The organism is Mycolicibacterium stellerae, from assembly GCF_003719305.1.
GTDB lineage: Bacteria > Actinomycetota > Actinomycetes > Mycobacteriales > Mycobacteriaceae > Mycobacterium > Mycobacterium stellerae.
This window is the reverse complement of the sequence record NZ_RARC01000050.1, coordinates 1-13130: the sequence shown is the minus strand read 5'-3', so window position 1 is coordinate 13130 and position 13130 is coordinate 1. Positions and strand designations below refer to the sequence as shown.

At 65.6% G+C, this 13130-nt stretch carries 9 protein-coding genes; 3 read left to right on the top strand and 6 right to left on the bottom strand.

All coding sequences use genetic code 11. The features are described 5' to 3' along the window. Positions 1-29: 29 nt before the first annotated feature. Positions 30-923, bottom strand: coding sequence for a homocysteine S-methyltransferase (gene mmuM, locus D6M19_RS32815; protein ID WP_123029474.1), 894 nt, complete (start codon positions 921-923; stop codon positions 30-32). Positions 924-1154: 231 nt separating this feature from the next. On the opposite strand from mmuM, the gene D6M19_RS32810 reads away from it, so the two are divergent. Further along, positions 1155-2543 (top strand): vanadium-dependent haloperoxidase, encoded by a 1389-nt coding sequence (locus D6M19_RS32810; RefSeq protein ID WP_123029473.1) that lies wholly within the window; start codon positions 1155-1157, stop codon positions 2541-2543. Between the two features lie 400 nt (positions 2544-2943). After that, a complete protein-coding gene (clpX, locus tag D6M19_RS32805; protein ID WP_123029472.1) occupies positions 2944-4224 on the top strand; it encodes an ATP-dependent Clp protease ATP-binding subunit ClpX in 1281 nt (426 codons plus the stop codon). Between the two features lie 268 nt (positions 4225-4492). Here clpX and D6M19_RS34470 read toward each other — a convergent pair whose 3' ends face one another. From D6M19_RS34470 to D6M19_RS32785, 5 genes are all read right to left on the bottom strand, one after another. Beyond that, positions 4493-4648: a hypothetical protein gene (locus D6M19_RS34470; RefSeq protein ID WP_164478803.1), complete on the bottom strand. Its 156-nt coding sequence runs from the start codon at positions 4646-4648 to the stop codon at positions 4493-4495. 85 nt (positions 4649-4733) lie between these two features. Continuing rightward, positions 4734-6038, bottom strand: a complete 1305-nt coding sequence (locus tag D6M19_RS32800) for a nucleotide disphospho-sugar-binding domain-containing protein (RefSeq protein ID WP_123029471.1) — start codon at positions 6036-6038, stop codon at positions 4734-4736. 124 nt (positions 6039-6162) lie between these two features. Then, entirely contained in the window at positions 6163-6987 is an 825-nt protein-coding gene (fdhD, locus tag D6M19_RS32795) for a formate dehydrogenase accessory sulfurtransferase FdhD (protein ID WP_123029470.1), read from the bottom strand. Next, positions 6975-9302, bottom strand: coding sequence for an FdhF/YdeP family oxidoreductase (locus tag D6M19_RS32790; protein WP_123029469.1), 2328 nt, complete (start codon positions 9300-9302; stop codon positions 6975-6977). The genes fdhD and D6M19_RS32790 overlap by 13 nt, the downstream gene beginning before the upstream one ends. A gap of 9 nt (positions 9303-9311) precedes the next feature. Beyond that, on the bottom strand, positions 9312-10259 hold the full coding sequence (locus tag D6M19_RS32785) for an NHL repeat-containing protein (protein WP_234835160.1): 948 nt from the start codon (positions 10257-10259) through the stop codon (positions 9312-9314). A 366-nt stretch (positions 10260-10625) separates the two neighbouring features. Between D6M19_RS32785 and D6M19_RS32780 the strand changes: the two genes are divergently transcribed. Further along, on the top strand, positions 10626-12800 hold the full coding sequence (locus tag D6M19_RS32780) for a glutamine synthetase III family protein (RefSeq protein ID WP_123029467.1): 2175 nt from the start codon (positions 10626-10628) through the stop codon (positions 12798-12800). The last annotated feature ends 330 nt before the right edge of the window (positions 12801-13130 follow it).

Here is a 13130-nt window from a genome sequence, read left to right as displayed (position 1 = left end):
TGGCGTAGAAGTTCGAGAGCCCGTCGCCCTCAGCGCAGAGTCAACCGCGCCGCGAGCTCCGCGATGTCGTCGGGCATCACCCGACAGCAGCCGCCGACGACGCGTGCGCCCGCGGCCACCCACTGCGCAGGCAGCTCCGACGACCACCGCGCCGTCCCGATCCAAGTGCGACGGGCGCCGTCCCACTGCTCGCCGCTGTTGGGGTAGACGATGACGGGCTTGTCGGTCACCGCACGCGCGACCTCGATCGCGGGCAACACATCGCCAGGCGCGCAACAGTTGACACCGACCGCGACGATCTCCTGCACATCGGCGGCGACGGCGAACGCCTCCGCCAGCGGCTGGCCCGCACGGGTCTGCAGACCGTCGATCGTGTAGCTCAACCACGCGGCCAGGTCGAATTGGCGAACGAGGCCCACCAACGCCTCGGCCTCGTCGATGTCGGGCACCGTCTCGATCGCCAGCACGTCGGCGGCGGTGCCGGCAAGCACCTCGAGGCGCGGAAGATGCCACTCCGCCAGCTGAGCGACCGTCAGTCCATACCGGCCGACGTACTCCTCGCCGTTGGCCAGCGCTGCGCCGTACGGCCCCACCGACGCTGCCACCCACCGGCCGTCGCCGCCGACCTCGTCGCGCGCCGCCGCGGCGAGCTCGACGCTTTGCCGCATCAGCCGCTCGGCATCGTCGCGGCCGATTCCGCCAGCCGCGAAACCGTCGAACGATGCCTGATAGCTGGCCGTCGTCGCGATCGCCGCGCCGGCCCGATAAAACGCCATGTGGGCGGCCATGATCTCGTCGGGCGCGTCGAACAACAGCCGCGCCGACCACAGGTCGTCGGACAGGTCATGGCCGCGTGCTTCCAGCTCAGTGGCCAGGCCGCCGTCGCTGATCAGCACGGCGTCGTCTGGGATTGCGAACTCCACTTTTCGATTCTATTCGCGCAGACAGTGTGCGCAGTTCGTCCTCCGGCTTTCACGAGAAAGGGCTCAACCGAAACGCCGAATCAAATACGAGCAAACGATCTACGCCTGTTACCCCAGGTTGCAGGCCTATCTGGGCGGAGATTCGAGTAGCGCGCTACGCGTGTTCGCGCTTTTTCAGCCGGTTAGCTTTTCCGAGTCCATTCATATTCTGCGCTGACTCGGGAGGGTGCTATGAACAGCGTGCTTTATTGGAATTCAGTCCTGCTGGAGGCGTCCCGGCGGGACTTCACGAAGGGGTATGTGAACGGTCAACAGCCGGGGCCGATCCGAACTTCACGGGCCATGGCAATCGTCCACTTGGCGATCCACGACGCCGTCGCGTTTCGCAACCAGCCCGCCGCCGCGTACCTGAACAAGAAGGGCGTCATGCATGGGGTGTCGAACCTCACCGGCTCCGTCGACGACATCATCGCCGGAGCGGCCGTCACGGCGCTCAAGGAGCTGTATCCCGCGTACACCGGATATTTCGACGACGCGGTCGGCACCGTCAACAACTCGGCGTTCAACGGGGGCGCCAAAGTGGCGATGGCGATCCTCGCGCATCGGGCGGGCGACGGCTCCGCCGTCGGCATCACCGGCCCCCAGCCCGCCATGCCGAACTATGGCGAGCACCGTGCCGACCCCTACGCGCCTGGACAGCCACAACTCGGCCCAGCATGGGGGAACGTGACCCGTTTCACCGGCGTGAATCACCAACTCCTTGACGCGTTCCCTGGCAAGACGACGGCGAGTAACAACTATCTCGACGATGCTGACTTCTTCGCTGACTTCGAGGAAGTCCGCGACTACGGCTCTGTGCAGCGGCGCGACCGCACGGCCGCGCAGGAGCGCATCGGGATCTATTGGGGCTACGACGGCGCCAACAACCTCGGAGTTCCACCGCGGCTCTACAACCAGGTGGCAAGGGTCGTCGCTGCGCAGCAGTCGCCCGGGCTGAACGTGGCAAGGACGGCCGAGCTGTTCGCCTCGATCAACGTGGCGATGGCGGACGCAGGCATCGACGCGTGGCACTGGAAGTACGTGTACAAGCTGTGGCGACCGGTGGTCGGGATTCGCACCCAGTCAGACCCTGACGGCGACGCGTTCTGGGCGCCGCTAGGCGCACCGCAGACCAACGCTGGGCGCGGCACCTTGACCCCGCCGTTCCCCGCATATCCGTCCGGGCATGCGACCTTCGGGGCCGCGGTCATGCAAGCGTTGCGGCTCGGGCTGAATACCGCGTCGGGCCCGATGACCGTTCAGGATGTCCTCAACGTGGAGGACGGGATGTCACCGCTCAATCCCAAGGAAACGTTCACCTTCGTCTCCGATGAACTCGACGGGATCTCTGTCGATCCCGACGGCTCCGTGCGGACGCGGACGCCGATCACGTTCAAGAATTTTGTCGAGCCCGTGTGGGAGAACTCGGTCAGCCGCGTCTATCTCGGCGTGCACTGGCGGTTCGATGGCATTCCCCGCAACCCCGCCGACAACGTGGGCGGAGTGCCACTCGGTCTCAAGATCGGGCAGGAGGCACATCAGCTGTTCAACCAGTCGCCATCGCTAGGCGGGACCGTCTAGCTGGGGGGACGAGGTGCCCGTGCCCCGGCGGTGCGGGCACCTCGTGCGCGGCTGATTCGCGTTGGTGGCCTCGTCGAACACTCCTGCGCTAGCCGCCATCGTCGACCAAAACGGTATTGTTGGAAGCTGCGATCGCCACTTCGCAACTCTACGATCTGCACCGGGACGCCCTCTCATTCCGGTAACGGCGGCGACACGCCAGGGACACGGCGGCGCGTCCATGGGGGTTGTGAGACGCATGAGGCGATATGTTCTGCAAACACAGCTAAATACCACCGACGCGATTCGGCTTTATCGGTCGCACCGCGCCGGAAAGAGCGGGTAGCGTCGGGTAATCGCCCGTAGGCGACCCACCGACTGACCACTTCGACGGCGAACAGGAAAGTAGGACCCCACCACCATGGCGCGCATTGGAGACGGCGGTGACCTGCTGAAGTGCTCGTTCTGCGGAAAGAGTCAGAAGCAAGTCAAAAAGCTCATTGCGGGCCCCGGCGTATATATCTGTGATGAATGCATTGATCTCTGCAACGAGATCATCGAAGAAGAACTCGCCGACGCCGACGACGTAAAGCTCGACGAGCTGCCAAAGCCGGTGGAAATCCGAGATTTCCTCGAGGGCTATGTCATCGGGCAGGACACCGCCAAGCGAACGCTGGCCGTCGCCGTCTACAACCATTACAAGCGCGTCCAGGCGCAGGAGAAGATGCGCGATTCGCGCGCCGAGCCCGTCGAGCTGGCCAAGTCCAACATCCTGATGCTCGGTCCCACCGGCTGCGGCAAGACCTACCTGGCGCAGACGTTGGCCAAGATGCTCAATGTCCCGTTCGCGATCGCCGACGCCACCGCGCTGACCGAGGCCGGCTACGTCGGTGAGGACGTCGAGAACATTCTGCTCAAGCTGATCCAGGCCGCCGACTATGATGTGAAGCGCGCCGAGACCGGCATCATCTACATCGACGAGGTCGACAAGATCGCCCGCAAGAGCGAGAACCCGTCGATCACCCGCGACGTGTCCGGCGAGGGCGTGCAGCAGGCGCTGCTGAAGATCCTCGAAGGCACCCAGGCGTCGGTGCCACCGCAGGGCGGTCGCAAGCACCCGCATCAGGAGTTCATCCAGATCGACACCACCAACGTGTTGTTCATCGTGGCTGGTGCGTTCGCGGGGCTTGAAAAGATCGTCTCCGACCGCGTGGGCAAGCGCGGGCTGGGCTTCGGCGCCGAGGTGCACTCCAAGGCCGAGATCGACACCCAGGACCACTTCGCCGAGGTCATGCCCGAGGACTTGATCAAGTTCGGGCTCATTCCCGAGTTCATCGGTCGGCTGCCGGTCGTGGCGTCGGTGACGAACCTCGACAAGGAATCACTCGTCAAGATCCTCTCCGAGCCGAAGAACGCGTTGGTCAAGCAGTACACGCGGCTGTTCGAGATGGACGGCGTGGAGCTGGAGTTCACCGAAGAGGCGCTCGACTCCATCGCCGATCAGGCCATCCACCGGGGCACCGGTGCCCGCGGCCTTCGCGCGATCATGGAGGAAGTCCTGCTGCCGGTGATGTACGACATCCCCAGCCGCGACGACGTCGCCAAGGTCGTGGTGACCAAGGAGACCGTAGAGGACAACGTGCTCCCGACGATCGTCCCGCGCAAGCCTGCACGGCCCGAGCGGCGCGAAAAGAGCGCCTAACCTTTCTGCGCGAGCAGACGTGAATGGCCCGTTTTCTGGGCACATTCGGGTACTTTTGCGTCTGCTCGCCGGCTGATCAGGCCGCGGCGGGCCTTGAAGGACGCCAACAGATCACCCCCCTCGAGCCACAGCTTGCTGATGCATCACGGTCTGGAGGGCGTCGTACCCCTCGAATAACGCCTTCCAGTCGTGATGGTCCGCCGCAAGCACATACGTCGCTTCCACCGGTCCCGACTCATCGGGCACCTGTCACTCACCGACATGGTCTTCACGCTGTTGCGCTGCCTGGCAGTTGCGGCTTATCGCCTTCGCCGATAACCGATGCGGCCTCTTGCTCGTCGGCCCCTACTGTGCCGGTCAGCGCGCTGAACAGGCACCACAGCAGGTAGGCCGCGACGGCGGCGAACTGCAGGTTGCTAACCATGGGTCCACTCTTTCCGGGCATTGCGGTGCGGGCACGCGTAGTCGGCTACTCGACTTCGGCGGCCTGCCGAAGGGGTCGGCGCAGCTCACGACGTCACCGCCGCACGGCGTTCGCCGACCACTTCGTCGATCAGCGCGGCGATCTCCGCGACGCCGCACCGCTGCGCGTATGCCACCTCCAGCTCGCGCGCCCGGGTCAGGTACCGGTCGTTGCCGAGCACCTCGCGCACCGCGCTACGAACGGCATTCGCGGTGGGCGTACCGGTCCTCAGGTCGACACCTGCGCCCGACCACGCGACGCGCGCCGCGACTTCGGGCTTGTCCTCGGTATTGCCCGCGACCACCAGCGGCACACCGGTCGACAGGGCGCGTTGGACGGCGCCGTATCCGCCGTTGGTCACCATCACGTCGACCTTCGGCAGCAACATGTCGTGCGGAATATGGTCGGCGACATACGTATTGGGCGGGATTGGGAAGTCCAACTCAGAGACATGCGGCCCGCCGGTGGTAGCGACCACCATGACGTCCTCGTCCGCCAACGCCTCGATCGTCGGCCGCAGTAGCCGGCTGAGGTCGGCGTTGTCGACGGTGCCCTGGGTGACGTGCACGACAGGACGGTCCCCGTCGAGCTTCGGCCACCACAACGGTGGGCGGAAATTCGTCGCCGGTGCCGGATGCACCATGCCGACATAGCGGACATTGGCAGGCAGATCGGTACGCGGATAGTCGAATTCCGGCACGGTGGGCGCGATGAAGCGGTCGGCGAGCGCCCCCGAATCCAGCAGGAACATCGGCAGCTCGCGGGAGTTCAGCCGGTGCAGCTGGTAGTTCGCGGCCTTCTGTGACTGCCGAAGCAACACCTTGTGCGACAACAGGTTGAGCGTGCGATTGCGCAACCGGCCCAGCGAGCTCGTCGACGGCGGCAGCCCGAGTCCGCCTGGCGCGGTGTCGCGGCTGCTGAACATCATCGGGGTAGTGCCGTACAGCAGGACCGGCGGCCGAGCCGTTGGCTCACCGAGCACGAACGGGAGCACACCGAAGAATCCGTAGTCGGCAAGGACCGCGTCGAACCGCGTCTGCGCCATCAGGTCGGCCAGAGCCTTGGTCTGGTACGGCATCGGGGCGACGAACAGCCGGACAATATCGAAGTTGAGCCGCCTGATGCCGCTGGTTTCCTCGCGTCCGCTGTCGGCCTCCAGCAGGGCCAGGTCGAGATCACCCTGGGCAGGCAGCGTCGCGGGTACGGCGCCCGCCGCCCGGATGTCGGCGGCGCGGCCGGCGCCGGACAGAACGGTGACCCGATCCCCGCGGTCCACCAGCCCCCGTGCGACGTTCAGCAGCGGGCCGATGTGCCCAACGGGCGACAGCGCCGCGACCAAGATCTCCGCCATCGTTCGTGCTCCCTTCGATCGTTGTTCGACGGGATCGATCGTCGGAGATCGGGGGCGCGCGAGCTTGGAGGTTTTATGGAGATTTGGGGGAGATCGCAGGTAGGGCGTGATTTGGGCGAAATCGCTAGCGCTTGATGCGGTCGGGCCGGGTATAGACGTTCATGGACTCGCCGCGAAGGAACGCCACCAGGGTGAGGCCGGACTGGCTGGCGAGGTCGACCGCGAGCGACGACGGCGCCGACACCGCCGCGAGCACGGGGATGCCTGCCATCACCGCCTTCTGCGTGAGCTCGAACGATGCGCGGCCGCTGACAAGCAGCACGGTGCCGGTGAGCGGGACCCTGTTCTGTTCGACGGCCCACCCGATGACCTTGTCGACCGCGTTGTGCCTGCCGATGTCCTCGCGCACGGCGAGCATGGTGCCCTCGGCGTCGAAGAGCGCGGCGCCGTGCAAGCCGCCGGTGCTGGCGAACACCTTCTGTTCGGCGCGCAGCTGTTCGGGCATCGCCGACAGGGTCTCGGCCTTGACGTGCGAGGCGTCGTCGCCCGGCGAATAGCGGCTGATCGTGCGAACCGCGTCGAGGGAAGCCTTGCCGCACACCCCGCACGACGACGTCGTGTAGAAGTTGCGGGTGATGTCCACCTCAGGCATCTGCACGGCGGGGGCGAGCGTCGCGTCCAGCACGTTGTAGGTGTTCATGTTGTCGGGTCCGGCGCCGTTGCAGTAGCGCACGGTGAGCAGATCCTCGCGATGCCCGATGACGCCTTCGGTGAGCAGGAAACCTTGCGCCAGTTCGACATCCGAGCCCGGCGTCCGCATCGTCACGGTGACCGGCTTGCCGTTGACGCGGATCTCCAACGGTTCCTCGACGACCAGCGTCTCGGGCCGCGTCACCGCCTCGTCGGCGGTTAGATGGCTGGCGCGTCGCCGCGCGGTCACCCGGCCCATGCTTTTTCCAATCGGATCACGATCGCCTTGGAAACCGGCGTATTCGACCTGGCGGCGGTGTGATCCAGCGGCACAAGCGGATTGGTCTCCGGGTAATAGGCCGCGGCATTGCCCACCGGCGTTGAATAGGACACCACCATGAAGTCCTTGGCGGTCCGCTCCTGAAGCTGACCGTCGCCATCGCTGAACTCCGACACCAGGTCCACCCGGTCACCCTCGGACAGGCCGAACGCCTCGATGTCGGTCGGATTGACGAACACCACGCGTCGACCGCCCTTGACACCGCGGTAGCGGTCATCGAGCCCGTAGATGGTGGTGTTGTACTGGTCGTGGCTGCGCAACGTCTGCAGCACAAGGCGACCCGCAGGGACGGGCACCCATTCCAGGGAGTCCAGTGCGAAGTTGGCTTTGCCTGTGTGGGTGGGGAATTCACGCGAGTCGCGGGGCGGGTGCGGCAGTTGGAAGCCGTCGGGCTGGCGGACCTTGGTGTTGTAGTCGGCGCACCCGGGAACGACCGCGGCGATCGCATCGCGAATCTGGTCGTAGTCCTCGTTGAACTTCTCCCACGGCACCGGATGGTCGGGGCCAAGCAGCGTCCTGGCGAGATGGCAGACGATCGACACCTCACTGCGCACCTCGTCGCTTGGCGGCTTGAGGCTGCCGCGTGAAAGATGCACCATCGACATCGAATCCTCAACGGAAACCATCTGTTTGGTGCCCGCCTGGATGTCCTTGTCGGTCCGCCCAAGCGACGGCAAGATCAACGCGGTCGTACCGTGCGCTAAATGGCTGCGGTTCAGCTTCGTCGAAACCTGCACTGTCAGTGAACAACTGCGCAGCGCGGCCTCGGTGACCGCGGTGTCCGGGGTGGCGGACGCGAAGTTGCCGCCCATCGCCATGAACACCTTGGCGCGGCCGTCGCGCATCGCCCGGATCGCGTCGACGGTGTCCACGCCGTGATCGCGCGGGCTGACGATCCCGAACCGATCGTCAAGCGCGGCAAGGAACGTCTCCGGCATTTTTTCCCAGATACCCATGGTGCGGTCACCCTGGACGTTCGAGTGGCCGCGCACCGGGCAGAGACCGGCCCCAGGCTTGCCGATCATCCCGCGCATCAGCAGCAGGTTGGAGACTTCGGCGATCATCGCCACCGCGTGCCGGTGCTGCGTCAGGCCCATCGCCCAACACGCCACCGTCCGTTCGGATTCGATGAACATCTGCGCGACGTGCTCGAGCTGCTCCCGCGAGATGCCGGTCGCCTCAACGACGGTGTCCAGGTCGATTTGGCGGGTACGCGCCTCGTAGTCCGCGAAGTTCGAGCAGTGCGCGTCGACGAAATCGCGGTCGACGACGCTGCCGGGCGCTCGGTCGTCGGCCTCGAGAAGCAGGCGGCCCAGGCCGGCGAACAGCGCCATGTCGCCGCCGAGCCGGATCTGGACGAACTCGTCGGCGATCGGTATGCCGTGGCCGACCACGCCGTGCACCTTCTGCGGGTCCTTGAACCGGATCAGACCCGCTTCGGGCAACGGGTTGACCGCGATGATCTTGGCGCCGTTGGCCTTTGCCTTCTCCAGCACCGAGAGCATGCGGGGATGGTTGGTGCCAGGGTTCTGGCCGGCGATGACGATCAGGTCGGCCACGGTGATGTCCTCGACGGTGACCGAACCCTTGCCGATGCCGATCGCGTCGACCAGAGCGGCGCCCGATGACTCGTGGCACATGTTCGAGCAGTCCGGCAGGTTGTTGGTGCCGAAGCTGCGGACCAACAACTGGTACAGGAACGCGGCCTCGTTGCTGGTGCGCCCCGATGTGTAGAACACCGCCTCGTTCGGGTTGGCCAGTGCGCGCAACTCGTCGGCGATCAACCGGTAGGCATCCGACCACTCGATGGGTCGGTAATGGTCGTCTCCGGGTCGAAGCACCACGGGGTGGGTGAGCCTGCCCTGCTGCGAAAGCCAGTACTCGGGTTTGGCTTCGAGTTCGGCCACCGAGTGCCTGGCGAAGAAGTCCGGGGTGACGACGCGTTTGGTGGCCTCTTCGGCGACGGCCTTGGCGCCGTTCTCGCAGAACTCGGCGAACTTGCGGCCGCCGTGCTCCTCGGGCCACGCGCAGCCCGGGCAGTCGAATCCCTTGCGCTGGTTCAGCCGGACAAGCGACGCCGCCGTACGGAAGACGCCCATCGACTCCAGTCCGCGTTTCAGCGACACCATCACGGCCTTGACGCCTGCGGCCTCCCGCTCGGGACCGGTCGAAACCACTGCGTGCTCGTCGTAGTCGGCGTTCCAGTCGCTGGTGATCTCACGTCGAACTGCCATACACCCAATCTACGACTGCGGATCGACGACCTGCAGCACCCCGCCCGTCACGCCCGCGATGAACAGCCTGCCGGTGTTCGCATCGACGCCCAGCGTGTAGGGGTTCTGCACGGTCGGCAGGCGTCGCACCTCGCGCGGCGTCGGCTGGCTCATGTCGTAGCCGACCACCTCGTTGGTGCCCGACGAGGCCACCCACAGCAGGTCACGCGTCGGGTCGTAGGCGATTCCGTACGGTCCGCCCGGCTGGGCGACCTCGCCGACCTGATGCGGCGTCGGCAGCGGCTCGAAGACGCGGACCGCGTTGCCCCTGGTGTCGGTGGCGATCAGGCGGCCGTGCTTGTCCGCCACCAAATGCGTCGGCCCTTGGCCGGCCGGTGTCGACCCGACGATGTTCAGGTCCGCAGTGTCATAGATGGTCAGGTCGTTCTTGCGGACGTCGATGAGGCCCATGGATTGGCCGACCGACGCCAGACCCGCGGGCTGCACGCTGTCGGCGAAGACCTTCACGACCTCGATGCCCCGCAGTACCGATACGGTGCCGCCGTGCTCGTTGGCGACAAACACAGTTCCGTTCGCGGCCTGCGCGGCGTCGTGAGGTACGACGCCCGTGACGACCTGTGGTAACGCCAGGCCGCTCGGCAGTTCGACGCGGACCAGCGCGTTCGCACTCTCAACCGGTACGAGGACGGGGCCGCCGGGGTCGGCCAGCTGAAGATGCCGGACGAATCCGGGCAACGGCACCCGTTGCGCGACCTCGCCGGTATCGGCGCTCAGCAGGACGAGCTCGTTGGGATCGCGCTTGGCGACCGCGACCATGCGGGTGGCAGCGTCGACGACGACGCCTTCTGGCGCTGCCCCGACCGCAACGATGCGGCCGGGAACGGGACCCGTCTGGGGTGGCGCCGACTGCGGCTCGGCGGGTGGCGGTAGCTCGTCGGCGGGTGGCCGGTTACCCACTGTCGGCACCATGCTGGGCATAACGGCAGGTGGCAGGCTCGTCGTCGCGGCCGGGGGAGACGACGCGGCGGTATCAGCCGGGGGTTGTTGTGAACAACCGCCAACGATGAGTAGGAGCGCAACTGATGCAGCGAGCGGCCGCATCCCTTCACGCTACGTGTCTTTGCTGAAAGCCGGCTCGGAGCGTTACGGGGCGATTGTGCGGGTTCGTTAGCCGGTCCGGCGCGTCCCGTATGACACTGCACAGTCATTCACGAATTACGCCGTTGACGGCGACGTAACAAGTTTGCCATCGAGTGTCCCTAGGGTAGGCCGGTCAACCGTCCGTGGAGCCGAAGCGGACGACGAGCGATAGGGAACAAATCTGTGAGTGGAAATGCGGTGCGCCTTCAGGCCATCAACAACGTCGAGGCGTACGTGCCACCGGCAATCAGCTTCGACCCGGCCGAGGCGCCGGGCGAGATCTTCGGCGCGAATGTCTTCACCCTGGCTGAGATGCGGCTGCGGCTGCCGAAGTCGGTATACAAGTCCGTGGTCGCGACCATCGAGAAGGGCGCCAAGCTCGACCCGGCCGTCGCCGACTCCGTCGCCTCGGCGATGAAGGACTGGGCGCTGTCAAGGGGCGCCACCCACTACGCGCACGTCTTCTACCCGATGACGGGGCTGACCGCGGAGAAGCACGACAGCTTCCTCGAGCCCGTCTCCGACGGCCAGACGCTGGCCGAATTCGCGGGCAAGACGCTGATCCAGGGTGAACCCGACGCGTCCAGCTTCCCGTCGGGCGGCCTGCGCAGCACCTTCGAGGCGCGCGGCTACACCGGTTGGGACGTCACCAGCCCGGCGTACATCCTGGAGAACCCGAACGGAAACACGCTGTGCATCCCGACCGTGTTCGTGTCGATGACCGGCGAGGCGCTGGACTACAAGACCCCGCTGCTACGCAGCCAGCAGGCGATGGGTGCCCAGGCTGAGCGCATCCTGAAATTGTTCGGCCACAAGGATTTCGACCACATCGTCTCGTTCTGCGGCCCCGAGCAGGAGTACTTCCTCGTCGACCGGCACTTCTTTCTCGCCCGTCCTGACCTGATCAACGCGGGCCGCACCCTGTTCGGCTCCAAGCCACCCAAGGGCCAAGAGTTCGACGACCACTATTTCGGCGCCATCCCCGATCGGGTGCTTGGCTTCATGATGGACACCGAGCGCGAGCTGTTCAAGCTGGGCATTCCGGCAAAGACCCGGCACAACGAGGTCGCGCCGGGGCAGTTCGAGATCGCCCCGATGTTCGAGCGGGCCAACATCGCCGCCGACCATCAGCAGCTGCTGATGACGACGTTCAAGACCATCGCCAAGAAGCACGGGATGGAGTGCCTCTTCCACGAGAAGCCCTTCGCCGGTGTCAACGGGTCGGGCAAGCACGTCAACTTCTCGTTGGGCAACGCGCAGTTCGGCAGTCTCCTGGTGCCGGGCGACACCCCGCACGAGAACGCTCAGTTCCTGGTGTTCTGCGCTGCGGTCATCCGTGCCGTGCACAAGTTCTCGGGTCTGCTGCGGGTCTCGGTGGCCTCGGCCACCAACGACCACCGCCTCGGCGCCAACGAGGCGCCGCCCGCGATCATCTCGATCTTCCTCGGCGATCAGCTTGCCGATGTGTTCGAGCAGATCGCGAAGGGTGCAGCGACGTCGTCGAAGGGCAAGGGCACCATGACCATCGGTGTCGACACCCTTCCCGAACTGCCGACCGACCCGGGCGACCGCAACCGCACCAGCCCGTTCGCCTTCACCGGCAACCGATTCGAGTTCCGCGCGCCGGGCTCCGGACAGACCATCAACGTGCCGATGATCATCCTGAACACGATCATGGCCGACTCGCTCGACTACATGGCGACGGTGCTGGAGAAGGCTGTCGGCGAGGGCGAAGACTTCGACACGGCCGTCCAGAAGCTGCTCACGGAGATCATCACCGAGCATGGGGCCGTCGTGTTCAACGGTGACGGCTACTCGGAGAACTGGCAGATCGAGGCTGCCGAGCGTGGGTTGCCGAACCTCAAGACGACGATCGAGTCGATTCCGCAGCTCGTGACGCCTGAGGCCATCGAGGTGTTCGAGAAGTACGGCGTCTTCAACGAGCGCGAGCTGCGCAGCCGCGAAGAGGTCCGGTATGAGATGTACGCGCTGACCGTGGCTGTCGAGGCGAAGCTGACACTGGAATTGGCGTCGACGGTGATCTTGCCTGCAGCGATCCGCTACCAGACCGAGCTGGCGTCTAACGTCGCGACGTTGAAGGCCGCGGGCGTTGAGGCGGATACGACGTTGCTGGAGGCCGTCTCCACGCCGATCTCCGAGCTGACTGCCGCACTGACCGCCCTAAAGGAGGGAATGGCGGCCCATGGTGGTGAGTCCGCTGCCGACGAGGCCGTACATGCGCAGGGCCTGCTTGCGTTGATGGACGCGGTGCGTACTGCCGCTGACACGTTGGAAGGTGTTGTGGCCGACGATCTTTGGCCGCTGCCTACCTATCAGGAGATGCTCTATATCCTCTGACGAACTCACTGACGACGTCGTCGAGTGTGGGGGTACGCCTGCGCCGCAGGCACTGTTAACCCGCAGCCCCCACACTCGACGGCTAAGTCACTGTTGTGAGTGTGCTTGACCCCTTGCACCGCGAGCGTGCGCAGTTGAGCGTCAAATCACGGCGTGTTGTGTGCAGACACGCACGCTCGCGGTGCTAAGTGGCTGGCGCCTTGCACTCACTTGTTTTGGGGGAAGCCGAGTTCTAGGCCGCCGTGGCTGGGGTCGAGCCAGCGTTGGGTGATGGCTTTGCCGCGGGTGAAGAAGTGCACGCCGTCGGCGCCGTGGGCGTGGGTGTCGCCG